The organism is Pseudoxanthomonas sp. (assembly GCF_002863005.1).
In the GTDB taxonomy this organism is placed as follows: Bacteria; Pseudomonadota; Gammaproteobacteria; order Xanthomonadales; family Xanthomonadaceae; genus Pseudoxanthomonas_A.
In genome coordinates this window covers 1-24142 of the sequence record NZ_PKDG01000007.1, presented here as the reverse complement: position 1 = coordinate 24142, position 24142 = coordinate 1, and the positions used below count along the sequence as shown (strand labels likewise).

Here is a 24142-nt window from a genome sequence, read left to right as displayed (position 1 = left end):
TAGTCGTGCCGACGGCCATCGCCCTGATCCTCTGGGTGTCGCCCGCCTGGGCGCTCAACCTGACCGTCGAAGTGGATGGGGTGTCGGGGGACCTGGAAAAGAATGTCCGGGCCCTGCTGACGGTGTTGCATGAAGACCCGGCGACGATGTCGGCATCGCGCCTGCAGCGCCTGCATCTGCAGGCAAAGCCTGAAATCGAGCAGGCGCTGCGGCCCTTCGGCTATTACACCCCGCACATCGACAGCGCGCTGACGCCCCGTGAGGACGGTTGGCTGGCCCGCTACCGGATCGATCCGGGCGCTCCTGTGCGGGTTGCGACGGTTGATTTGCACCTGCTCGGTGAAGGTAGCGACGAGGGTGGCCTGCGGGATGCCGCCAAGGCATTTGCCCTGCGGCCCGGCGAAGTGGCTGATCACCGGCGGTATGAAGAGGGTAAAACGCTGCTACGCCGTCGAGCGCTTGCGGCCGGTTACCTGGACGCCGCCTTCGATCCTGCCGAGCTGGCCATCGATCCCGCCGCCGGTACGGCCAGCATCACGCTCACGCTGAACACGGGGCGCCGCTACCGCTTCGGCCCGGTCAGTCTGCGACAGGAGATTCTGAAACCCGAATTCCTAGCCCGCTTCGTGCCTTTCTCACCGGGGGATGTCTACAGCACCCGCCGCCTGCTGGACCTGCAATACGCGCTGGATGACACCGAATACTTCTCACGGGTGGAGGTGATTCCCCACCCGGAAGCGGCGGTGGATGGCGCCGTTCCCATCGAGGTGGCGCTGGATCCGAATAAGCGTCACAAATATACCTTTGGCATCGGCTATGGCACCGACACCGGGCCGCGCGGCACCCTCGGCTGGGACAATCGCCTGGTCAACTCATCCGGCCACCGCTGGCGCAGCCAATTGAAGCTGGCCGAAGTCGATTCCAGTGCGCAGTTCAGTTACCTGATCCCGATCGACAATCCCGTCACCGATTCCCTGGACTTCAACGGCGGCCTGCGGGAGTTGAATGTCGAGGACCGCTCCAGTCGCATCCTCAGCGCGGGCGTGGCGCGGACTGACCGGAACGCGCCCTGGAGCCAGACCCTGCGCTTGAACCTGGAGCATGAACGGTTCCAGCTGGCGGATGCGGCCAGCGAAGATGAAATTCTCTCGATCCTGCCCGGCGCCAACTGGACCTACACCCGCACGGATGATCCCCTGTATCCGCGCCACGGCTTGCGCTGGAGCACGGACCTGCTGGCCAACCTGTCCCCGGATACGGCGCTGTTTGGCCAGGCCCTCATGGAAACGCGCTGGGTGCATGCGGCGGGGACGCGCAGTCGCTGGATCCTGCGGCAGCAGGCCGGCGCCACGGTGGTGGACCAGTTGGCCGATGTCCCGCTGTCCAAGCGCTTCTTTGCCGGTGGGGATAACAGCGTGCGCGGCTTCTCCTACCAGGAGCTGGGCTCGCGCAACAGCGAAGGACTGGTGCAGGGCGGGCGCTACCTGGTGACAGCCAGTGCGGAATTCGAGCAGATGCTGTGGGGTCAATGGGGCCTGGCGGCCTTTGTGGACACGGGCAATGCCTTCGATGACTCCCAGCTGGATCTCAAGACGGCGGCCGGGCTGGGACTGCGCTGGCGCAGCCCGGTGGGACCGCTGAAGCTCGATATCGCCCAACCCCTGAACGAGCCGGGCGCGGAATGGCGGCTGCACCTCACGCTGGGGTCGGAGCTTTGAGGCGTCTTTTGCGCATCCTCGTGATCGGCGTGGTACTGGTCCTGCTCACCCTGGCCGGGGCGATGGCACTGCTGCTCACCCGTCCGGACTCGGCTGACCGTCTGGCGCGCGTGCTCCAGTCCCGCTCGCCCATTGCATTCGACTATGACGTCCTCGACGGGTCGCTGGCTGGCCCCCTCAGCATCCAGGGCTTGAGGGTGCAGGGTACGACCTGGTCGCTGGAGGCTGCGCGACTTGATCTCACTTGGCATCCCGCCGCTCTGCTGCGGGGTCAGTTGTATGTCGAAAGCCTCAAAGGGGAGGCGGTTCATTTCCGCAACCATGCGCCGTCCACCTCGGCTGCTCCAGCCGGCGATGGCAGTCCGCCGGCGCCGTTCAGCCTACCGCTGGCACTGCGGCTGGATCGGCTTGAGCTTGCATCCGGTTGCTATCAATCGGGCGCTGCGGCGCCTCAATGTCTCGATGGCCGGCTTGACGATTTAAGGCTCACCGGCAGCCGGTGGGCGCTGGAACATTTGACCCTGATCCATTCCCAATTCCGGCTCACCGGCACAGGCAGCGGCGCGCTGGCTGGCCGCTGGCCGCTGGCGCTGCGACTGAGCGCCCAGGCGGCGCTTCCCGATCTGCCGCCCTGGGCAGGCGAGCTGGCGGTGGACGGCGATCTGCTTGAACTCGGCATTGCCCATGCCGCGGCGCCGCCCTATGGCTATCAGCTTGCCGCGCGCATCACCGAACCCTTGGGCACGCTGCGCTGGCAGGCCGAATGGACCACGCAGAATCTCAGCCCCCATGTATTCCGCGCCGAGCTGCCCGAGGCCTTGCGAGTGACGGCGAGGGTGCAAGGCGACGGGGGTCTGCGCGACGCGCGTCTGCAAGCAGTCCTGCACGGCGAAGGAACCCCGGAAGGGCCTTGGGAGGGCCAGCTTGCGGGCGCCGTGGATACCACGGCGGCGCGCCTGGATCGCCTGATGCTCGATTCACCGCTGGGACGGGTACAAGGCGAGGGGGTTTGGCCGCTGCAGGCGCAAGCCGATCAGGCCCTCAGCGCGCGGCTGGCCTGGCAGGATCTGCGCTGGCCCGGCACGGCCTTCGACAGCCCGGCTGGCGAGCTTCGGCTGGACGGCACGCTGGAGCGCTTCGGGCTGAACATGCAGGCGCAACTGGCCGGCGCCTGGGTCGGGAACCAGACCGCCCGCATCGCGCTGGCCGGCCAGGGGAATCGCCAGGGATTGGCGCTGGAACGCATCGAGGCCAGCAATTTGCTGAAAGGAAACCTGCGCGGCCAAGGCCACATCGGCTGGACGCCTGCGGTGTCCTGGGATCTGGCGCTGCAGGGGCAGGGTCTGGATCCCGGCACACTGGATCCGCGCTGGCCTGGCCGTCTTGGGTTTGATCTGTCCACACACGGCAGCCGTTCTCCCGAGCAACTGGCTGCCGCCGTTGATTTGCGCGCACTGCAAGGCCAGTTGCGCGGGCGGCCGGTGCAGGTGCGGGGCGCGCTGGCGGGCGCGGGGTCGCAATGGACGCTGCAGCGACTCGATGCCCGTTCCGGTCAGGCCCAACTGCAGGCACAAGGCCAGTGGGGCCCGGCAGTGCGACTGGACGCCAATCTGCGGGCGCCCGATCTGTCTGACCTGTGGCCGGGTGCCAGTGGCCGGGTCGAGGCCTCGGTGCGTGCCGAGGGTGCCCAGGACAATCCACGCCTGAGCCTGGACGGGTCGGCGCGGGACGTGCGCTGGGAAACCTATCGGGTGAGCGAGCTGAGTCTGGCGGGAAAATGGCAAGGCCGCGATGCCCCGCTGCAGGCCGATCTCGCGGTCCGCCAGCTCGGGCTGGGAGAGCGCACCGTGGATCAGGCCACGCTTGAGCTGCGCGGCCGTCCCGCAGAGCACCGTTTGTCGCTGGGCGTCAGGGGAGAGGGCGCCGCGCTGCAACTGGCTGCTGCGGGCGGTTGGCGAGATGCCCGCTGGGCGGGTCAACTCACCGCCCTGTCTGTTCGCCCGGAGTCCGGTTCGGCCTGGCAATTGGATGCGCCGGCGCGTTTGGAGCTGGGTCAACAACAAGCAAGGCTCGCGGGGCTGTGCCTGCGCCAGGCCAAGCAGTCACTCTGCGCCGATGGCGAATGGATGGCGCCGCGCTGGCGGGGGCAGCTGAATCTTGCAGGCATCGATCTCGCGCCGTGGCGCGCCGTGCTGGGCGAGGAATGGACCCTGACCGGAACGGTGGCAGGGACGCTCAACGCCCAGGGCGGCTCGGAGCAGGCCACCGGGACCCTGATGGCGCGAGCGGACCGGGTGCTGCTGGAACGGCGCAGCCCCATCGCCGGCCTGCCGCCCGAACGTTTCCTGACCATCCCCGAGCTGCGTCTGTCCGGCCAAGCCACCGACAAGGGACTGGTCGCCAACCTGACCGGAACACCCGGCGAACGGGGCCGTCTCGCCGCCGTACTCACGATCCCCGGCTACGCTGGCCGCTGGCGAGAGGTGAGCGGCTTGCCCATCGAGGGGCAATTGCAGCTTGAAACCGACGAGCTCGCGCCCTTGGCCCTGTTGATCCCGCAAATCGACCGCCCCCAAGGTCGGCTGACGGCGGACCTGGGCCTGCGTGGCCCCTGGCAGGCGCCGGTTTTTTCGGGCAACGCCCAATTGACCGAGGGCGCCGTCAATGTGCCGGCCGCCGGCTTGCAATTGCGCGACATCCGGCTCGCAGCCACGCCTGCGCCGGATAACCAGATCCAACTGGCCGGCCAACTGGAATCCGGCAAGGGCGTCCTGTCCCTGCAGGGACTCATGGCCCTGAACGAAGGCCAGCCCCGGCTGCAGACGCGCCTGACCGGCCGCGACGTGCTGGTGGCCGATACCGCCGAGGCGCGGGTGCGGGTCTCGCCGGAGATGAGCGTGGATTATGCCGCCACCGGCCTTGCGATCCGCGGCCAGGTCACCGTTCCCGAGGCGCTGCTCAAGCCCAAGGATCTGGAGGGCACCGTGCGCCCCAGTGGCGATGAGGTGATCGTGGGGGCCGCTGCGGAGGCTGATCAGGCCGCCTTGCCCTGGGCGCTGGATTTGCGCGTGATCCTGGGCGAGAAAGTGCGTTTCGAGGGCTTTGGCCTGAAGGCGGATATCACGGGCCAACTGGGCCTGCGCGAAGGCCCCGGCACCCTGCCGGTGGCCAGCGGCGAGCTGCTGCTCAATGGCCGCTATCGGGCCTATGGGCAGGATCTCACCATCGAGCGGGGGCGGATCCTCTACACCGGCGTGCCCCTGGATAGTCCGGGTCTCGATCTGCGCGCCAGCCGCCGCTTCCAGGAACAGACCGTCGGGGTCGAAGTGCGCGGCCTGGTGCAGCAACCGGACGTGAAGGTGTTTTCCCAGCCCCTGTTGCCACAATCCGACGCGCTGGCCTATCTGGTGCTGGGACGGCCGCTGAACCAAGCGAGTGGCGACGATGGCGCCGCCATGAACCGGGCCGCCGCCGCAGTCGGCTTGGCGGGTGGGGAATTGCTCGCACAGCGCATCGGCAATCGCTTCGGCGTGCAGGACGTCGAAATCAAGAACACGGGCGATGCCGCCGCCAGTGAACTGAGCGTCGGGCGTTATCTCACTCCCCGCTTGTACGTGAGCTACGGCGTGGGGGTATTCAATGCGCTCAGCACCCTGCGCACCCGCTACCAGATCAGCCGCCGCTGGACCCTGCGCACCGAAAGCGGTGTCAACTCGAGCGCCGATGCCGTCTATACCCTGGAGCGATGAGGCCGGCACGCAGCGCCGGGTCGGTACGGGCATGTCCCCGCACGGGCATTGCCCTGGGATGGCCGGCGTGCATCCGCGGCGCTGGCCCGGCATGTTTGGCCATTCGATGCGCTATGGTGATAATGGCCGACGATACGGCGCGGCTGCCCGCGTGGCCCCGCCCCTGTCAATGCCCGCAGGGATGACACAACAACGCAGAAAGCGCGCCCTCGACCCGGGCGCTGCAGCATTCACAGGATAGGTTTGCAATGAAAGGTTCCCGACTGCTGCGGTCGTTTTCCCGCGTGACACTTGCCCTCGCCCTGTTGCTCACCGTCAACCCCGCCCAGGCCGTGAACCGCGGCCCCCAATCGCTGGACCGTACGCTGGCGCGCCTGGCGCCGAACGCCGACCCCACCGTGCTGCGCCTCGCCGCCAATGCCTTGAACTGCGCCGCACCGGATGCCAGTCGGCTGGCCGTGATCGACTACTCCTTGCCTTCTACGGAGCCGCGTTTGTGGGTTTTTGACCTCGTCCGCAAACGGCTGCTCTTCAAGGAGTGGGTCTCCCATGGCCGCGGCTCCGGTGACGCCCTGGCCCACGCCTTCTCCAACGAACCGGAAAGCCATCAGTCGAGCCTGGGATTGTTCCGCACACTGAATAGCTACTACGGAAGCAACGGCTATTCGCTGCGCCTGCAAGGGCTGGAGCCCGGCATCAATGATCTCGCCTATGAACGCGCCATCGTCATCCACGGCGCCGACTACGTCAGCGAATCCTTCATCGAGCGCACCGGTCGCCTGGGGCGCAGCTTTGGCTGCCCCGCCGTGCGTCCGGAAGTGACCCACCGGCTGATCGACGTCCTCAAGGACGATCAGTACCTGTTCGCCTATTATCCCGATCGGAAGTGGCTGGAGCGGTCTGCCTTCCTGAGTTGCCGGAAAGGTGGACCCCAACTGGCTTCACGCTGAACGGCCCTGGATGACCTGATTGCTGTTGGCGCGCCGTGGCAAGCCGCTGAGCGTCTTGGTGGGTGGGATGGCGTATTGGGGCTGAATCACAGAAAGAGCGGCGCTCGGGTGAGCGCCGCCAGTGGGAAAAGCTAGTTGCGCGAAGTTAAGGTCACATTGGCGCGGAAGACGTGAAGGTGATCTGAACCGGCGTGAACGTGTCCGACAAATAGCCGCCGAAGACCGGGATGGTGGCGAATTGTGCCCGCAGGCCGAGGGTCACCGATGTCAACGCGGTATTTGCGGCATTCAAGGATTGTGCTTTTACCGTGTCCACCAATGCGGGCTTACGGCCATAGATCCCGCTGTAAACTGCAGATAACGGGACCGCGCCAACGGTGTAGCTGCCAATATCGGTCGTATCGACGCTGTACAGGCTCACGGTTCCTGCCTTGAGCGTGTAGATGCCTTCACCGTGAATCGCGGAAAGATCGTCATCAGAGAGCATTTCCATTTGGGCCTGAACGGCCAGCGGGGCGGCCAGCAGGCTGGCGGCAAGGCTGAGCAGATAGGGTTTCACGTTAGAACTCCTTTTCAGTCGCGGGAATTGAGGCGAATCCAAGCTAGCCCCCTTTCGTGTCACCCTGATGACGCAGTGAACCCCAGATCAATCTGGCAGGGATGAACGACAATGGGCTGGATTCGCTTTTTGCATGCGCGTTAGCGCTTGAAACGGGGCTGATCCTGATTGCTTTCTCGGCGCTGAAATCATGTACCCGGCCGGCGCGGACTGCCTAGCAGGCGCATGTGCTCGATCTCCACGCAGCGGTCCATGATCGAATCGAGCCCGGCTTCTCGCGCCAGCCGATCGGCATCAAGGTTCATGATGCCCAGTTGCTGCCATAGGCATTTGGCGCCGATGGCGACGGCCTGCTGCGCGATCGGCAGCACATCCTCTGTGCGCCGGAATACATCGACCATGTCGACCGGATGCGGAATGTCCGCCAGTCGGGCGTAGCACCGTTCGCCCAGAACCGCTTCATAGCGCGGGTTGACCGGCACGATGCGGTAACCCTGTTGTTTCAGGTAGCGGGCTACGCCATGGCTCGGCCGGCTCGCATCGGCCGACAGGCCCACCACCGCAATGGTGTGGCACTCGGTCAGGATGCGGCGCAGCTCGGCGCTTTCGGCGGTCATGAGGCCATCTTATCAGCATTGCATTGCGGCAAAACAAAACGCCTGAATTAAGTCGCACCGCGAAGCGGCGGCGGCTTGAATGAATTGTTAAATGAATTATTAAGCGCCATCGCCAGACTTATTGATCGGTGCAAGCAAATTCGCATCACGAGCAATTTTCCACTTCCCGGAATCTTTGCGCAGAATGGTGAGAGTGTGGCCAGCGCGCACGATGGGTTGCTCTTCATTAGGTAGAGTGGCGACGACTTCGAGTTTTGCGAGAATGTAAGCCCAGTCACCTAGAATTTTAACCTCTAGGATTTCACTGTGACCGTCGAACTCAACTGACGATTTGGCTTGGGCTTCCGTTGCTTTTTCAAACGTAGACTTGCCAAAAGGTTCATGGCCCGGGACCAGGAACACCACGTCGTCCGTCATTAGGCTAATCACGGTCGCAGAGTCACCGGCTTTTGTTGCAGCCATCCAAGTCCGCACGAGATTTCGGATTTCATTCTCGTCACTCATGATAATCTCCCTATGGCGCCTGACATACCGCGCAGCGGACCGCCCATTGCAGCCGGTTGTTATGCCGCGCCCCCGATGATTAAGCGCCCGAAATGACTTATACCTTATACATGAAAACTTTGATTTGCTTCAATGCACCGCACTTGTCGTTGATCTTCCACTCGCCAGTTTTCTTGCCGCCTTCATATGTGCCTTCGTCCCACTACTGGCCATTCTCGTAGTAGCGCTTCCAAAGACCGACCTGTTGGCCGTAATTGTAGGAACCAGCCTGCGGGATCTTCCCGTTCTCACCCCACCATTCCCATTACCCCTCGAGTTCCTATTGGCGTACCTATCGACCGCTTTCAGCCGGCCGTTCTTGTAGTGCCACGTCCATTTCCCATGACGCTTCCCATCTTTGACGAGCCCTTGACCCGATTGATTGCCATCGGCATAGAGTTCCTTATGAGGCCCGTTAAGTTGTACTGCTTCACCGGTGGCGTAATGAATCCTCCAAAGTCGCCCAGCGCGCGGAATCATGAAGCGTCAGCCGCAGCTTTCTGCGCCATCTCTATGCTGCTCTCAGGACTGCGGGTCGAACCCGAAGACGCGTAGCTCTTGGTCACAACGACAGGCCTTCGCGATGCGCGCGGCCCACGCGACGGCCTCCTCGCGTGAGGGTAGCTCGAGCACAGTGAAGCCGCCGTCAAGCGGGGGTGCCCATGGGTAGCCGCCTGAGGCAACTGATCCGTCTGCAGCGACGAGAACGGGCGGCACGCTTTCGTCGATGCCGCCGCCGAAGACATAGACGCCGGCGGCTTTTGCCTCATCGATCACGGCGTGCGAGTCGCGACCCACCGCCTCCCACTCGCCTTCGGGCACGACCATCGCAGCGCTGGGAAAGGAGATCAGGTACTTTGCCATGGCGCTATTTCCTATGGAGATTGATGTCGGTCGTGAAGGGAGTGTGTGGTCTAAGGTTGAGCTCAGGGCGCTAGACGCTGTGCGGCGAATTGTTCGGCGTCAATCAACTGCGAAGCGCAGCCTCAATTACACTGACATCGATCTTGGACATTTCCATCATCGCATCGAAAGCGCGTTTGGCAGCAGCCGGGTCGGGGTCCGCAATGGCTCTCGTCAGAATCACCGGAATTATTTGCCACGACACACCCCACTTGTCCTTACACCAACCACAAGCGCTTTCCTGACCATCGTTACCAACGATTGCGTTCCAATAACGATCCGTTTCGGTTTGATCATTGGTTGCGACTTGGAACGAAAAAGCTTCGCTCTGCGTGAATGCAGTACCACCGTTGAGTCCGAGGCATGGGATACCCATGACAGTGAACTCCACGGTCAAAACGTCACCTTGTTTCCCCGACGGGAAATCACCCGGCGCGCGGTACAAAGCGCCAACGAAAGAATCTGGAAATGTATCTGCATAGAAGCGTGCTGCATCTTCGGCGCCGCCGTTATACCAAATGCAAATCGTGTTCTTTGCTGGCGTTGTCATGTCACTTCTCCATTGATATTGAAAATCCTGCTTTCTATACCGGCTCTACTGTACTTTTCCTTGATGTCGAACATTGACTATCCGGAACTCTTCCGAGTTTAAAAACGGAATATTCCCGCATATCTTGTATGACCCTTGCTATGAGTGTATTCCGGATCGAGCAACCTTTCGACCAACAGGTCTTAGTTTAACAATTATTTGCATACTCCGTTGCTGCTCTTCTATGAGCCCAGTTACCCGCCGGCTGGCAAGGGATTCGGGTGCTCCGGCTTGTCTTGTTCATACCGGGCAACATCCGCGTAATGTTTCACGCATCTGTCGTGGCTCACAAAATGTTGGCTTTGATCCGGAACCGGACAAAGAGCGTTCTGCGATTCCTTTTATTGGCAAGCGATTAAGATTGATGAACCATGGTTGACGGGCGTTGTGATGGGGCGGCAAAGCAAGCACGTGCCGAGCTGTGGGCGGTGCTGATATCAGATAACTGTTGAACCAACGTTCTGTCTTCTAGGACATCTTTCCCCTTGGAGGGACTTTTGCTGGCTGCCAAACAAACCCTCAACCAACCCCCAGCCGTGAACGGCGCATTTGTAATGAAAGCGAGCGGAAACTCGCCCGAATTAACAGCTTTGTTGGCGCCACCCCGGGCTGTCCATGTGGCATTTTCTACTCGACCCGAAAGCCGATTTTCAGGTGCACCTGAAAGTGGGCCACCTTGCCGTCGACGATATGACCGCGCGTTTGCACCACCTCGAACCATTCGAGATGGCGCAGCGTGGCCGAGGCTTGGGCGATGGCGCCGTGGATGGCGTCGTCGATGCTGTCGGTCGAACTGCCGACGATCTCGACCATTTTGTACGTATGTGTGCTCATGAAGGCTCTCCTACGGGTAAAGGGATGGCTGACAGCCCGGAGTTGATTTGAGTAGGTGGGCACCGCCGGTTCCGCGCGGGGCAGGGGCGCGATTATGCAGACCGACCGACAGGGTCTACGGGGCTGACTTCTTTGCGGGCGCAGATGGCGATGAGGCGGGTTGGACACCGGCGCCGGCTTGCCGCAGACGTGCGGCGCAGTCGCTGTCCTCGGCCAGGCCTGGGTCCACAAAGGCAAGCATCGCGCCAAGCGGCGTCAGCACTGCCCCCAGCGCAACTGCTGCCAGACCGCGCGCCGCCAGACCCTTGGCCTCGATGCCCACGTTTGGCTCTCGCAGCGGCCCGCGCAGCGTCACCGGCGTCTGCACGGAAAACACGCTCGGGCCCTTGGAAGCAGTACTGACCTTCATGTCCATGCGCTCGGTGGCGAGGTTCACGTTGCCCGAGACGGTGATCAGCGAATCGCTCGTGTCCACCAGCAGGCTACGGGTCTGGAGCTGGCCGTCGCGCAGGTCGAGCGCGCCGGCGGCGCAGCGGATCGCCACCGGCTCGTCCTTGCTGATCAGCACGCCGAGCGCTTCGGCCACATCCAAGCCCACCAGCTCCACGACCAGGTGGCTCATGCGTCCGCCGCCCATGGCAAGGCCGACGCGGCCGTCAGCATGCGCCGCGAAGGCCCGCACCGAGTTGCCACGCCCGGTCATCTGCACTCGGCCATCGAGCATGCCGGACAGCGCAGCTTGGCCATCCAAGCGGGGAGTCAGGTCGTCCATGCGGATTTTCTTCAGACGCAGATCAAGCTCCGTGGCGGGCGGGGTTTGCGTGCCGTCCAGCGTCAGCCTGAGCTCAGCGCTGCCCTGCGGAAAGCTCAGGCTGGCGGGTGTCAAGCGCAGTACGCCGTTTTTGAGGTGAACGTCGAAATCCACGTCCTTGAGCGGCATGGCATTCGCGTTCACGCTGGTGGCGCGGTAACGCACGTCCGCATCCATGGCGCGCAGGCGGTCGACCTGGAGGGTCGAGTCCGGCAGCAGGCGCTGGTCCCTGGCCAGCGCGCTGGCTTGGTTTTTCTGCGTCTCGGACGCGGTCTCGCCCTTATCGGTGGCTGGCGGTGCGCCGATCAGCGCGCCCAGGTCGTCGAAGTCGAGGCGGCGCGAGCGCAGGTCCGCGGTCATGTGCAGGCGCTCGCCACCGGTGTTGAAACGCATCTTTCCAGCCAGATCGCTGTCACCCACTCGACCGGAGAGCTCATCCACGTGGAAAGTGTCGCCATCGCGGCGCAGGTGCACCTTGACGGCATACGGCGGCGAATTGGGCAGCACCACGCCGAGCAGCCCATACAGGTCCGCCGTGTCCGGGCCGCTGATGCTCAGGCGCGCGTCGAGCGCCTGGCCTTCGGCTGCCGTGCCGACCGTACCGTCCAGGGTGAGGTGCGTGGCGCCAGCGCGCACGTCGAGTGCCACCGGATAGCGGGTGTCGTTCTGCAAAAGGTTGAACAACGATCCGCCGTTGGCGACTAGATGGAACGGCTGGCGGTTGTAGCGGCCATCGGCTTCCACGCGCAGTTGTTCAGCGAGCGGGGCATCGAGGCGATTGGTGGAACTGACTCCGGCGCGCAGTTCGATTTTGCGCACGGCGTCATCCAGGCGTAAGCGGCCCTCGGTGACGATCAGCTCGCGGATGCGTGGCGGGGTCGTGCCGCCGGATTTGTCTTCGCCACCGAAATCCCAACTGGCCTCGCCATCCGCCCGCCGCACCAGGGCGGTTTCCGGGTGGTCCAGCAGCACCCGCGGCAGCACCACTCGGCCGCGCAACAGGTCGGGCAAGTGTATGTCTATTTCCACGCGCCGCACGCGCAGCATGGGCTGGTCGGGATCCACCCAGGACGGATTGGCAAGCTGCACCTTGTCTGCGCTGATGCGCGGCGTGAACCCAAGATCCACGTCGAGGTCGCCCTGAATCGAAAACGCTCGCCCCGTGCTTGCCGTGACTACCCGGGACACTGGCCCGCGCAGCGCGTTCCAGCCCAGGCACTCCATTATCACTAAGCTCGCGCCCAGCACGGTCATCAAGGCCAGCACGAACGCCGTCAACACTTTTACCGATCGGACCATTCCCTGGCTCCACTTACCCGGCTGGTGCCGGCTGTGTAATTTAGGGCGGTGGCGCGAGGTAAAGTTCGCCAAGGGGCGACATCCAACCGGTTTTGAATGGCAGGCCGATTTGAATTTCGACCCCATTTGACCAGGAGATTCGATGTGCAGAAGCGATTCAGCGGAGAGTAGATCATCGGTTCTCGAAGGAAGCCGGCCCCAGCGTCATGCATAGAAAGCGCTTCGTCGGGCAGCTTGCAGCCGGCAACCTTTGTGCTTGTGTGTTTCCGGTATTTTAAGATGTACGACTTCCTGCGTCAGCCCAACTTATTGAGCTAGTGCGAAATAGGGCATTTTGAACGATCTGGACATTCCGTCGCCTTCCCATGAAACTTGAATCCGACATTGGGGCGGAATAGTTCTTGCCTTGATTCTTCTAGACGGCATTTCGAGTGTCGCTTTAAAATGGTTTGAATTCCGTATTGGTGTGACTTTCACGAGTGGAACCGGCTTTTCAATCTCATCGGGAAAGAACTGCATTGGTAAAGCCGCAATACGCTTTATTAGCTTTGCCAAGGTATCTTCAGATATGGGCTCTTCCGTTGAGGATACTGGAATTGCTCCACATATTTTATAGATGTGGGCAGCTAGAACTGCTGAGCAATAGTAAATGTTACACAAGTGAAAAGGCATATCTCTGTTGAATGATATAGCCACATTAGAGCCCGCATGGATTTCCGGATCAGGTCCTACAGTCCCATCTTCCAGAACACCTTCAACATAATAGCCAAGGTCTAATATTCCTGGCCCATGAAAAAGAATTAAACTCAATTTTCGTTGTTTGTGCTTGATAAGATTAACAATTTTAGCGACATGATCTCTGTATGCGTGTATCTCTTTCTGGAGAGAGCGATTTATTTTTTGCGCTTCCTTCGAATTGCAATCGCTATAAAAACAACAAATTATGCTTTTATATGCATCTAGGTGCTGCATAACCGCATCTAAAAAGTGATCGGTTGCATCCAATATCCTTTCTTTCCATTTTTTTTCATCATGATTAATATGAGGCAGGTTGTTATTTGCTTCCTCAAGCGCGTCGAGCAATGTATGGGACTTGGAAACAACTTCATTGAACGTGAAATTGTAAATACCAAGCGGATGACGCAAGCCGCGCTCCAGATTGTATAGCTTGACGTCACCTAAATTGGATAAAACTAGAGTTGATTTTGGCTTTAATAGCCCTTCTTTAGTTGTAATCTCATAGTGCATTGGTTAAGCACCTAACATTTAGTATCTGGAAATCTTCCGCGTTTAAACACGGAAGATTTCCAGATATCCAGGACGACTATTATTTGGTGAGTCTATGCCGGATCGGGCAACCTTTCGAACAAAAAGTCGTCGTTTAACGATCACTTGCACAGTCCATCGCCGCTCTTCCAGGCGCCCCGATACTAGCCGGCCGCTGCGCAATTCCGGAATCATTCCCGTATAGGCCGCGCGGACCCAACCACCTCAAAATAAAAAATACCGCTGCGCGAGCGGCAGCACTTTGGCCGGTTCGCAGGTCAGCAGCACACCGTCCGCGCGCACTTCGTAGGTCTGCGAATCCACTTCCATCACCGGCAGGTAGTCGTTGAGCACCATGTCGCGCTTGGTGATGGCGCGGGTGTTCTTTACCGCCACGGCGCGGCGTTTCAGACCGAGCTTTTCGGGCACGCCGGCATTCAGCGCGGCCTGGGAAACGAAGGTGAGGCAGGTGCTGGCGATGGCCGGCCCGAGCGCGCCGAACATGGGCCGGTAGTGGACCGGCTGCGGGGTGGGGATGGAGGCGTTGGGGTCGCCCATGGGCGCGGCGGCGATGGCGCCGCCCTTGAGGATTAGCGCCGGTTTGGCGCCGAAGAACGCCGGCTTCCACAGCACGATGTCGGCCAGCTTGCCGGCCTCCAGCGAGCCGACCTCGTGGGCGATGCCGTGGCTGATGGCGGGGTTGATGGTGTACTTGGCCACGTAGCGGCGGGCGCGGAAGTTGTCGGCGCGGCCTGAGTCCGGCGCCAGCGCGCCGCGCTGCACCTTCATCTTGTGCGCGGTCTGCCAGGTGCGGGTCACCACTTCGCCCACCCTGCCCATGGCCTGCGAGTCCGAGCTGATCATCGAGAAGGCGCCGAGATCGTGCAGGATGTCCTCGGCGGCGATGGTCTCGCGGCGGATGCGCGATTCGGCGAAGGCCACGTCCTCGGCGATGCTGGGGTCCAGGTGGTGGCACACCATCAGCATGTCCAGATGCTCGTCCACGGTGTTGACCGTGTAGGGCCGCGTCGGGTTGGTGCTGGACGGCAGCACGTTGGCCGCGCCGCAGGCCTTGATGATGTCCGGCGCGTGGCCGCCTCCGGCGCCCTCGGTGTGGTAGGTGTGGATGGTGCGGCCCTTGAAGGCGGCGAGCGTGTCCTCCACGAAGCCGGATTCGTTCAGCGTGTCGGTGTGGATGGCGACCTGCACGTCGTATTGATCGGCGACGGTGAGGCAGCAGTCGATGGCCGCCGGCGTGGTGCCCCAGTCCTCGTGCAGCTTCAGGCCCATGGCGCCGGCCTCGATCTGCTCGACGAGCGCCTCGGGCCGGCTGGCGTTGCCCTTGCCCAGAAAGCCGAGGTTCATGGGCAGGGCTTCGGCGGCTTCCAGCATGCGCGCCAGATGCCAGGCGCCGGGCGTGCAGGTGGTGGCGTTGGTGCCGGTGGCCGGCCCGGTGCCGCCGCCGAGCATGGTGGTGATGCCGGACATCAGCGCGTCCTGCACCTGTTGCGGGCAGATGAAATGGATGTGCGCGTCGATGCCGCCGGCGGTGGCGATCAGCCCCTCGCCCGCGATGACTTCCGTGCCGGGGCCGATGACCAGCGTCACGCCGGGCTGCACGTCCGGGTTGCCGGCCTTGCCGATGCCGGCGATGCGCCCGTCGCGGATGCCGATGTCGGCCTTGACGATGCCCCAGTGGTCCAGGATCAGCGCGTTGGTGATGACGGTGTCCAGGGCGCCGCTGGCGCGTGTGGCTTGGGCTTGGCCCTGGCCGTCGCGGATCACCTTGCCGCCGCCGAACTTCACCTCCTCGCCGTAGACGGTGAAGTCGCGCTCGACCTCGATCCACAGCTCGGTGTCGCCCAAACGCACGCGGTCACCGGTGGTGGGGCCGAACATCTCAGCATAGGCGCGGCGGTCGATGCGGCTCATGGCTGTGCCTCCAGTTGGCCCATCACTTCGCCACGAAAGCCGTACACCGCGCGCGCGCCGGCGTAGGCCACCAGCGTCACCTCACGGCTCTGGCCCGGCTCGAAGCGCACCGCGGTGCCGGCGGGGATGTCGAGCCGCATGCCACGCGCGAAGGCACGGTCGAAACGCAGCGCCGGGTTGGTCTCGGCGAAGTGGTAATGCGAGCCGACTTGGATCGGCCGGTCGCCGGTGTTGGCGACTTCCAGCGTGATGGTGGGCCGGCCGGCATTCAGTTCCAGCTCGCCGGGGGCGGTGTCGAGTTCTCCGGGGATCATGCGTATCGCTCCTCTGGACGGTATTGTTCGGCGCCGGGGTTGCGCCATGCCTGCACGGAATGCAATCGACGCGCCAGAAAAACCTTCCGGCGAAGATTCATGCCGGCGCATAGCGGTAACCTACACCGGTTTCGGTCAGCAGGAACACCGGCCGCGCGGGATCCACCTCCAGCTTGTGGCGCAGGCGCGCCATATAGATGCGCAGGTAGTGGCCGTGCTCCACCGCCGCCGGCCCCCACACCTCGCGCAGCAGGTGGCGCTGGGTGAGCACCTTGCCGGGATGGCGCAGCAGCGCCGACAGCAGACGGAACTCGGTCTGCGTCAGGTGGATGTCCTGCCCGTCGCGAGTGATGCGGCGGTGCGCCAGATCGACGGTCACATCCCCCAGCAACAGCACCGGTTCGCCGCCTTCGCCTGCCCGGCTGCGGCGCAGCGCCACCCGCACCCGCGCCAGCAGCTCCGCGACACCGAAGGGTTTGGTCAGGTAGTCGTCCGCGCCGGCATCGAGCGCCGCCACCTTGTCGGTCTCCTCGACCCGCGCCGACAGCACGATCACCGGCATCGGACTCCAGGCGCGCAGCGCGGTGATGAAATCGACTCCGTCGCCATCGGGCAGGCCCAGATCGAGAATTACCAGATCCGGCCTGCGCGTACCGGCCTCGATCAGGCCACGCGCCAGCGTCTGCGCCTCGAATACGCGCAGGCCTTCACCCTCCAGCGCGCGGCGCACGAACAGGCGGATGGTGGGGTCGTCCTCGACGATCAGGACCTTGCCGTCGATGGCCCTTCCTCCGTGTGTGCTGATGCGCCGATTTCGTCAGGCGCGGCCGGTGGCGCCGTCAGCGGCAAGGTGAACACGAAGCGCGCGCCGCCTGCGGGGCGATTCTCGGCCCGGATGCGCCCGTCGTGAGCGTCGATTATGGCCTGGCAGATGGCCAGGCCCAGGCCCACGCCGGCGATCGCCGATTCGCGTTGCCCGCGGGCAAAGCGCTCGAACAGGATCCGCTCCTGGCCGACGGGCAGGCCGGGGCCTTCATCCCACACCGCCACTTCCAGCGCGTCGCCCTGCGTGCGGACAGTGATGCCCAGCGGCGTGCCGGGTGGCGTGTACTTGATGGCGTTGTCGAGCAGGTTCACCAGCACCCGCTCCAGCATCACGGCGTCGCCCTGCACCAGCGGCAGATCGGCCGGCAGGTCGGTTTGCAATGGATGGCCGGCGAGCGAGGGCTCCAGCGCCTTGATCGCCCCGCCGATGAGCTCCTCCAGCGCCAGCCAGTCCTTGCGCGGCTGCACCGTGCCCGATTGCAGGCGCGCCATTTCCAGCAGGTTGTCGACCAGCCGGCTGGTGCGCAGCGCCTGGTCGCGGATGGCGGCGGCGGTTTCGCTTTCCGGCGCCTGCACCGCCAGCAGTTGCAGCGTCAGGGTGTCGGCCAGCCCCACCAGTGCGGTCAGCGGCGTGCGCAGATCGTGTGACAGCGCGGCCAGCAGGGAACTGCGCAGGCGTTCGGATTCGGCGCCCAGCTGGCTGCCGTGCGCTTCGGTAACGAAGTGCAGCCGCTCCAGCGCCATCGCGATCAGCGCCGCGTAGGTCTCTAGCAGACGGCGCTGTTCGGGGATGTGCAACAGGCGTGGGTGGCTCGGCTCCACCACCAGCACGCCGCGCACCCCGACCGGCGCCTTGAGTGGCAGGTAGGCGGCGCTGGCGGCTGGCAGGGTATCGGTGCCGATGCCGGCCGGCTCGCCGTGATCGAAGCACCACTGCGCGATGGCCACGTCGACGGCCAGCGCCTGCCCATCCGGGGGCAGGAGCTTGCCGGCGGCATCGGGCAGCAGCACGGTCGCCTGGGCGTGAAAGCTCGCCTCCACGAAGCGGTCGCTGATCTCCGCCACCTGCGATTCACTCAATGCTGAGGCCAGCGCCTTGGCCATCTGGTAGAGGTTGCGAATGCGCTCCTCGCGGTGGCCGGCGATGCGTGCCTGGTAGCGCAGCAGCGCGGTCAGATGGCCGATGGTCAGACCCACGATCAGCATCACGGCGAAGGTGAGCAGGTACTGGGCATCGCTGACGGCAAAGGTCAAACGCGGCGGCACGAAGAAGAAATCGAACAGCGCCACGGACAGCACGGCCAGCAACACCGCCGGCCCGCGCCCCCAGCGAAACGCCACCAGCACCACGCCGAGCAGGAACAGCATGACGATGTTGGTCAGCTCAAGGTAATCCCGCAGGGGCGTGGCCAGCGCCGTAATGCCCAGGCACAGCAGCGCCGCCGCGACGTAACGCGGCCAGATCGCTTTGGCGATCCGGGGCGCGGGCGCGTCGTCAACCGCGACACGGCGTTTCGGTGGGCGCCCATCGTCACCGCGACGTGCCACCGCGATCAGGTCGATGTCCGGCGCCCGCTCGCCCAGGCGACGCATGAATTGCCCCCACCAACGCCGCTGCGGTCGCGCCCGCCGACCGATCACGATCTTGCTCAGGTTGCGCTCGCGAGCGTAGTCGAGCGCCGCATCCACCAGATCCGGTGCCGCCAGCACCGCCGTTTCCGCCCCCATCTCCTGCGCCAGCTTGAGGGTGGCGAGGATGGCGCCGCGCTGCGCCTCCGGCAGCCGCTGCAGGCGCGGCGTTTCGATGTAGATCGCGTGCCAATGGGCGTTCAGCCGGCTCGCCAGGCGCGCCGCCGTGCGCACCAGCTTGCCGTCGATGTCGCCCGGCCCCAGGCACACCAGCAGCGATTCGCTGGTGGCCCACACCTGGCCGCCGAGCGTGGCCAGGCGCGCGCCCTGCATCTGCGCGTCCACCCGCTCGGCGGTGCGTCGCAGCGCCAGATCGCGCAGCGCGATCAGGTTGCCGCGGCGAAAGAAATGCTCGGCGGCCCGCGCCGCCTGCTCGGGCAGGTAGACCTTGCCCTCCTTGAGCCGCCTCAGCAGGTCGTCCGGCGGCAAGTCCACCAGCGCCACCTCGTCGGCGGCGTCGAACACGCGATCGGCAACGGTTTCCCACACCCGCACGCCGGTGATGCCGCCGACGACGTCGTTCAGGCTCTCCAGATGCTGCACGTTGAGCGTGGTCCACACGTCGATGCCGGCGGCGAGGAGTTCCTCCACGTCCTGCCAGCGCTTGGGATGACGGCTGCCCGGCGCATTGGTGTGGGCCAGTTCGTCCACCAGCAGCAGCGCGGGGCGGCGGGCGAGGGCGGCATCGAGATCGAACTCGGTCAGCGTGCGGCCACGGTGCTCGACTGGCTTGCGCGGCAGGATCTCGAGGCCTTCGAGCAAAGATTCGGTCTCGCGCCGGCCGTGGGTCTCGACCAGGCCCACCACCACGTCGACGCCCTGCGTGCGCGCCTGCCGGGCCGCTGCCAGCATGGCGTAGGTCTTGCCCACACCGGGCGCCGCGCCGAAGAAAATCTTCAGCTTGCCGCGCCGCGCCGCCACCTCGTCCGCCGTCACCTGCCGCAGCAGGGCGTCCGGGTCGGGGCGGCCGGGGACCTCAGTCAAGCGGCTGCACCTCGTGGCCGTCGAGCGCCAGGTTCAGGCGCAGCACGTTCACCCGCGGTTCGCCGAAGATGCCGAGCCACGGGCGCTCGGCATGGAGCTCGATCAGCGCCTGGACGGTCTCGGCCGGCAGGCTTCTCGCCTTCGCCACCCGCACCGCCTGGTAGCGCGCAGCCGCGAGCGAAATGTCGGGGTCGAGACCGCTGCCCGACGCGGTGACCAGATCGATCGGTACCGGCTGGTCGTTGCCCGGATCGGCGGCCCGCAGCGCCGCCATGCGCGCCTTGACTGCATCGATCAGCGCCGGGTTGAGCGGCCCCTGGTTCGAGCCGCTGGATGCGGCGCCGTTGTAGGGCTGCGGGCCGGTGGCCGAGGGGCGGCCCCAGAAATGGCGCGGGTCGGTGAAGTTCTGGCCGATCAGCGCCGAGCCGACCGGCTTGCCGTTCACCGCCAGGATCGACCCATTGGCCGTGTGCGCAAACAACAACTGGCTGACGCCGGTCACCGCGAGCGGATAGGCGAGCCCGGTCAGCACGCTGAGCAGCACGAACAGCGAGAGTGCGGGACGTAACAGGGATGTCATGACTTGCTCCTTACACCAGACCCAGCGCCGTCAGCGCCAGATCAATCATTTTGATGCCGAGGAACGGCACCAGTACGCCGCCCAGGCCGTAGACCGTCAGGTTGCGCCGCAGCACCACCTCCGCGCCCTGCGGCCGGTAGGTAATGCCCTTCAGCGCCAGCGGGATCAGTGCCACGATGATCAGCGCGTTGAAAATCACCGCCGACAGAATCGCCGATCGCGGGCTGGCCAGTCCCATGACATTGAGTGCGTCGAGTTGCGGGTAAACCGCCACGAACATCGCCGGGATGATGGCGAAATACTTGGCCAGGTCGTTGGCGATGCTGAACGTGGTCAGCGCACCGCGGGTCATCAGCATCTGCTTGCCGACCGCAACCACCTCGAGCAACTTGGTGGGGTTGGAGTCCAGATCGACCATGTTGCCGGCCTCTTTCGCCGCCTGGGTGCCGCTGTGCATGGCCACCGCGACATCCGCCTGGGCGAGCGCCGGTGCATCGTTGGTGCCGTCGCCGGTCATCGCCACCAGCCGGCCCTCGGCCTGGTACTGGCGGATCAGCGCCAGCTTGGCCTCCGGCGTTGCCTCGGCGAGGAAGTCATCCACCCCCGCCTCGGCGGCGATGGCGGCGGCGGTCAGGCGGTTGTCGCCGGTGATCATCACCGTCTTGATGCCCATGCGCCGCAGCTCGACGAAACGCTCCCTGATGCCGCCCTTGACGATGTCCTTGAGCTCGATCACGCCCAGCACGCGGCTGCCGTCCGCTACCACCAGCGGCGTGCTGCCGCGGCGCGACACTTCTTCTGCCGCCTGAATCGCATCCCCCGGAAAGTGGCCGCCATGGGCCTTGATGTGCTTGCGGATCGCCTCCATGGCACCTTTGCGGATCTGCCGGTCGCCCAAGTTGACGCCGCTCATCCGCGTCTGCGCGGAGAAGGGTACGAAAGTCGCCCCAAGGTCCTGGATATTGCGCTCGCGCAGGTTGAAACGCTGCTTGGCCAGCACCACGACACTGCGGCCTTCGGGCGTCTCGTCGGCCAGCGAGGCGAGCTGGGCAGCATCGGCCAGTTCCTGCTCGGTCACCCCCGCCACCGGCAGGAAGGTCGCCGCCTGGCGGTTGCCCAGCGTGATGGTGCCGGTCTTGTCCAGCAGCAGCACGTCCACATCGCCGGCCGCCTCCACCGCGCGGCCGGAGGTGGCGATGACATTGGCGCCCAGCATGCGGCTCATGCCGGCGATGCCGATGGCGGAGAGCAGCGCGCCGATGGTGGTCGGAATCAGGCACACCAGCAGCGCCACCAGCGCGGTCACGGTGACTGGACTGCCAGCCCCGGCAGTGGCCACTGCGAACAGCGAGTAGGGCAGCAGCGTGACCGTCGCCAGCAGAAAGATCAGCGTCAGCGCCAGCAGCAGAATGGTGAGCGCAATCTCGTTGGGCGTCTTCTGCCGTTTGGCACCTTCCACCAGCGCGATCATGCGGTCGACGAAAGTCTCGCCGGGGTTGGCGGTGACGCGTACCACGATCCAGTCCGACAGCACCGTGGTGCCGCCGGTGACGGCCGAGAAATCGCCGCCCGACTCGCGGATCACCGGCGCCGACTCGCCGGTGATGGCGCTCTCGTTGACCGAGGCCACACCCTCGATCACCTCGCCATCGACCGGAATCATGTCGCCGGCCTCGACCAGCACCACATCGCCACGGCGCAGCGTTGTGCCGGGCACCGATTCCCAGTCGGCGCCGAAGCGGGGCTCGCGCAGTTTCCTGGCGATCACGCCCTGCTTGGCGCCGCGCAGCGCCGCCGCCTGCGCCTTGCTGCGCCCCTCGGCCAGCGCCTCGGCAAAGTTGGCGAACAGCACCGTGAACCACAGCCACAGCGTGGTGGCGCCGATGAACCAGGCCGGCGCCTCGCCCGTGCCAATCAGCGCCTGCAACCACAGGGCGGTGGTGAACAGGCTGCCGACGTAGACCACGAACATCACCGGATTGCGCCACTGCACGCGCGGATCGAGCTTGCGCAGCGCATCCACCAGCGCCGGCCGTAACAGGACGGGATCGAACAGGGAAAGGCTTTTGGTCGTCATGGGGTTCGCCTCAGTTGCCAGCCCACAGCATCAAATGCTCAACCGCCGGCCCCAGCGCCAGCGCCGGCACGTAGGTCAGCGCGCCCAGCAGCAGCACGGTACCGACCAGCAACCCCACGAACAGCAGCCCGTGGGTCGGCAGCGTGCCCGGCCCCTGCGCCAGCCGCTTCTTGGCGGCCAGCGAGCCGGCAATCGCCAGCACCGGCACGATCACGGCGAAACGCCCGAACCACATCGCGACGCCGAGCCAGCCGTTGTAGAAGGGTGTGTTGGCGCCGAGGCCCGCAAAGGCGCTGCCGTTGTTGTTGGCAGCGGACGAGAAGGCATACAGCACTTCCGAGAAGCCATGCGCACCCGGATTGAAGATGGTCGCCTTGCCGCCGCTCACCATTACCGCGATCGCCGTGCCCACCAGCACCAGCGCGGGCGTCACCAGGATGGCGATCGCCACCATCTTCATGTCGAAGGCCTCGATCTTCTTGCCGAGGTATTCGGGCGTGCGGCCAATCATCAGCCCAGCCACGAACACTGCCAGAATGGCGTACATCAGCATGCCGTAGAGTCCCGAGCCGGTGCCGCCGAACACCACCTCGCCAAGCTGCATCAGCACCATCGGCACCAGCCCGCCCAGCGGCGTGAAGGAGTCGTGCATGGCGTTGACCGCGCCGCAGGAGGCGGCCGTGGTGATGGAGGCGAACAGTCCGCTGGCGGCGATGCCGAAGCGGGTTTCCTTGCCCTCCATGTTGCCGCCCGCCTGCAGCGCGCTCGCGGTCTGATCAGTGCCCAGCGCGGTGAGCAGCGGGTTGCCCTGCTGCTCGAAGCTCATGGCCGCGATGGCCGCACCGACGAACAGCAGCGTCATCGCCGCCAGCACCGCCCAGCCCTGGCGGGTGTCGCCCGCCGCCTGGCCAAACGCATAGACCAGGCCGGCCGGGATCAAGAAGATTGCCAGCATCTGCAGGAAATTCGTAAGCCACGTCGGATTCTCGAACGGGTGCGCCGAGTTGGCGTTCAGAAAACCGCCGCCGTTGGTGCCGAGCATCTTGATGGCTTCCTGCGAGGCGATCGGCCCCATCGGCAGGGTCTGAGTTTGCGTCGTCGCGGCTTCGGTAAGCGGCTTGCCGGCCGCATCCAGCAGCGGTTGGCCGGCGGCGTCGACTTTGGGCGTCTCGAAGGCAGTCGGTTCGAGCGTGGTCACGTCCTGATAGGCCGCGAAGTTCTGGATCACCCCCTGACTTACCAGTACCAGCGCAAACACCAGCGACAGCGGCAGCAACAGATAAGCCGTGATGCGATAGAGATCCGCCCAGAAGTTGCCGATGGTCGTGGCCGAATGGCGCGCAAAGCCCCGGATCAGCGCAAAGGCAACCGCGATGCCGGTGGCGGCGGACAGGAAGTTCTGCACCGCCAGCCCCAGCATCTGCGTGAGGTAGCTCATGGTCGCCTCGCCGCCGTAGCCCTGCCAGTTGGTGTTGGTGACGAAGCTGACCGCCGTGTTGAAGCTCGAATCGGCGGTCAGGTTCGCCATGCCCTGCGGGTTCAGCGGCAGCCATAGCTGCAGGCGCTGCAAGGCATAGACCGCGACCGCCCCGACCAGGCTGAACAGCAACACCGCCAGCGCGTACTGGCGCCAGCCCATCTCCTCGCCACGAATGCCGCACAACCGGAACGCGCCGGCTTCGAGCCGAGCCAGCGGCCGCCAGCGTGGCGCGTCCATCAGTTTCGCCATGTACAGGCCCAGCGGCTTCACCGTCGCGAACAGCACAACGAGAAAAGCGAGCAGCAACAGCCAGGATTGCGTGGTCATTCAGAAATCCTCCGCCCGGACCAGGGCGTAGACGAGATAGCCCAGCAGCACCACCGCCAGCGCGCCGCCAATCAGATAGACCGCACTCATGGCGCC

The 24142-nt window shown here is 64.5% G+C and carries 18 protein-coding genes; 3 read left to right on the top strand and 15 right to left on the bottom strand.

Annotated elements, in window-relative coordinates; translation table 11 throughout:
• The 3 genes from CYU89_RS01070 to CYU89_RS01060 all read left to right on the top strand — a co-directional run.
• The coding region (locus tag CYU89_RS01070; protein WP_296278372.1) for an autotransporter assembly complex family protein at positions 1 to 1718 on the top strand (1718 nt) is incomplete at its 5' end.
• 8 nt (positions 1719 to 1726) lie between these two features.
• Positions 1727 to 5467 (top strand): translocation/assembly module TamB domain-containing protein, encoded by a 3741-nt coding sequence (locus CYU89_RS01065; protein ID WP_296278371.1) that lies wholly within the window; start codon positions 1727 to 1729, stop codon positions 5465 to 5467.
• A gap of 248 nt (positions 5468 to 5715) precedes the next feature.
• A complete protein-coding gene (locus CYU89_RS01060; RefSeq protein ID WP_296278370.1) occupies positions 5716 to 6417 on the top strand; it encodes a murein L,D-transpeptidase catalytic domain family protein in 702 nt (233 codons plus the stop codon).
• Positions 6418 to 6568: 151 nt separating this feature from the next.
• On the opposite strand, the gene CYU89_RS01055 is transcribed toward CYU89_RS01060, so the two are convergent.
• The 15 genes from CYU89_RS01055 to kdpA form a co-directional block, all read right to left on the bottom strand.
• Positions 6569 to 6976 (bottom strand): DUF6160 family protein, encoded by a 408-nt coding sequence (locus CYU89_RS01055; protein ID WP_296278369.1) that lies wholly within the window; start codon positions 6974 to 6976, stop codon positions 6569 to 6571.
• Between the two features lie 188 nt (positions 6977 to 7164).
• A complete protein-coding gene (locus tag CYU89_RS01050; protein ID WP_296278368.1) occupies positions 7165 to 7593 on the bottom strand; it encodes a CoA-binding protein in 429 nt (142 codons plus the stop codon).
• A 99-nt stretch (positions 7594 to 7692) separates the two neighbouring features.
• Complete coding sequence (locus tag CYU89_RS01045; protein ID WP_296278367.1) at positions 7693 to 8097, bottom strand: SgcJ/EcaC family oxidoreductase; 405 nt, start codon at positions 8095 to 8097, stop codon at positions 7693 to 7695.
• 561 nt (positions 8098 to 8658) lie between these two features.
• The gene (locus CYU89_RS01040; RefSeq protein WP_296278366.1) at positions 8659 to 9000 is read right to left on the bottom strand and encodes a transcription initiation protein; all 342 of its coding nucleotides are present in this window, start codon (positions 8998 to 9000) and stop codon (positions 8659 to 8661) included.
• Between the two features lie 103 nt (positions 9001 to 9103).
• Positions 9104 to 9589: a VOC family protein gene (locus CYU89_RS01035; RefSeq protein WP_296278365.1), complete on the bottom strand. Its 486-nt coding sequence runs from the start codon at positions 9587 to 9589 to the stop codon at positions 9104 to 9106.
• Positions 9590 to 10255: 666 nt separating this feature from the next.
• Positions 10256 to 10462 (bottom strand): dodecin, encoded by a 207-nt coding sequence (locus CYU89_RS01030; protein ID WP_296278364.1) that lies wholly within the window; start codon positions 10460 to 10462, stop codon positions 10256 to 10258.
• Between the two features lie 115 nt (positions 10463 to 10577).
• Entirely contained in the window at positions 10578 to 12572 is a 1995-nt protein-coding gene (locus CYU89_RS01025) for an AsmA family protein (protein WP_296278363.1), read from the bottom strand.
• Between the two features lie 306 nt (positions 12573 to 12878).
• Positions 12879 to 13820 carry a hypothetical protein gene (locus CYU89_RS01020; RefSeq protein WP_296278362.1) on the bottom strand — a complete coding sequence of 314 codons (942 nt, stop codon included), beginning with the start codon at positions 13818 to 13820 and terminating at the stop codon, positions 12879 to 12881.
• Between the two features lie 243 nt (positions 13821 to 14063).
• Positions 14064 to 15770 carry an urease subunit alpha gene (gene ureC / locus CYU89_RS01015; RefSeq protein WP_296278361.1) on the bottom strand — a complete coding sequence of 569 codons (1707 nt, stop codon included), beginning with the start codon at positions 15768 to 15770 and terminating at the stop codon, positions 14064 to 14066.
• Complete coding sequence (locus CYU89_RS01010; protein WP_296278360.1) at positions 15767 to 16084, bottom strand: urease subunit beta; 318 nt, start codon at positions 16082 to 16084, stop codon at positions 15767 to 15769. Before CYU89_RS01010 ends, ureC begins: the two co-directional genes overlap by 4 nt.
• A gap of 97 nt (positions 16085 to 16181) precedes the next feature.
• On the bottom strand, positions 16182 to 16814 hold the full coding sequence (gene kdpE / locus CYU89_RS01005; RefSeq protein WP_296278359.1) for a two-component system response regulator KdpE: 633 nt from the start codon (positions 16812 to 16814) through the stop codon (positions 16182 to 16184).
• Positions 16815 to 16846: 32 nt separating this feature from the next.
• Positions 16847 to 19582 carry a two-component system sensor histidine kinase KdpD gene (gene kdpD, locus CYU89_RS01000; RefSeq protein WP_296278358.1) on the bottom strand — a complete coding sequence of 912 codons (2736 nt, stop codon included), beginning with the start codon at positions 19580 to 19582 and terminating at the stop codon, positions 16847 to 16849.
• Positions 19575 to 20162: a potassium-transporting ATPase subunit KdpC gene (gene kdpC, locus CYU89_RS00995; protein WP_296278357.1), complete on the bottom strand. Its 588-nt coding sequence runs from the start codon at positions 20160 to 20162 to the stop codon at positions 19575 to 19577. Before kdpC ends, kdpD begins: the two co-directional genes overlap by 8 nt.
• Before the next feature lie 10 nt (positions 20163 to 20172).
• Positions 20173 to 22239 (bottom strand): potassium-transporting ATPase subunit KdpB, encoded by a 2067-nt coding sequence (gene kdpB / locus CYU89_RS00990; protein ID WP_296278356.1) that lies wholly within the window; start codon positions 22237 to 22239, stop codon positions 20173 to 20175.
• Between the two features lie 10 nt (positions 22240 to 22249).
• Positions 22250 to 24046 (bottom strand): potassium-transporting ATPase subunit KdpA, encoded by a 1797-nt coding sequence (gene kdpA / locus CYU89_RS00985; protein ID WP_296278355.1) that lies wholly within the window; start codon positions 24044 to 24046, stop codon positions 22250 to 22252.
• Positions 24047 to 24142: the final 96 nt, after the last annotated feature.

Bases quoted from the DNA above. Each gene is read 5' to 3' on its own strand.
- CYU89_RS01025 (WP_296278363.1), bottom strand. From the start codon at position 12,572: ATGGTCCGATCGGTAAAAGTGTTGACGGCGTTCGTGCTGGCCTTGATG.
- kdpB (WP_296278356.1), bottom strand. From the start codon at position 22,239: ATGACGACCAAAAGCCTTTCCCTGTTCGATCCCGTCCTGTTACGGCCG.
- CYU89_RS01045 (WP_296278367.1), bottom strand. From the start codon at position 8,097: ATGAGTGACGAGAATGAAATCCGAAATCTCGTGCGGACTTGGATGGCT.
- CYU89_RS01040 (WP_296278366.1), bottom strand. From the start codon at position 9,000: ATGGCAAAGTACCTGATCTCCTTTCCCAGCGCTGCGATGGTCGTGCCC.
- CYU89_RS01020 (WP_296278362.1), bottom strand. From the start codon at position 13,820: ATGCACTATGAGATTACAACTAAAGAAGGGCTATTAAAGCCAAAATCA.
- CYU89_RS01050 (WP_296278368.1), bottom strand. From the start codon at position 7,593: ATGACCGCCGAAAGCGCCGAGCTGCGCCGCATCCTGACCGAGTGCCAC.
- CYU89_RS01035 (WP_296278365.1), bottom strand. From the start codon at position 9,589: ATGACAACGCCAGCAAAGAACACGATTTGCATTTGGTATAACGGCGGC.
- CYU89_RS01010 (WP_296278360.1), bottom strand. From the start codon at position 16,084: ATGATCCCCGGAGAACTCGACACCGCCCCCGGCGAGCTGGAACTGAAT.
- ureC (WP_296278361.1), bottom strand. From the start codon at position 15,770: ATGAGCCGCATCGACCGCCGCGCCTATGCTGAGATGTTCGGCCCCACC.
- CYU89_RS01060 (WP_296278370.1), top strand. From the start codon at position 5,716: ATGAAAGGTTCCCGACTGCTGCGGTCGTTTTCCCGCGTGACACTTGCC.
- kdpA (WP_296278355.1), bottom strand. From the start codon at position 24,046: ATGACCACGCAATCCTGGCTGTTGCTGCTCGCTTTTCTCGTTGTGCTG.
- CYU89_RS01030 (WP_296278364.1), bottom strand. From the start codon at position 10,462: ATGAGCACACATACGTACAAAATGGTCGAGATCGTCGGCAGTTCGACC.
- kdpC (WP_296278357.1), bottom strand. From the start codon at position 20,162: ATGACATCCCTGTTACGTCCCGCACTCTCGCTGTTCGTGCTGCTCAGC.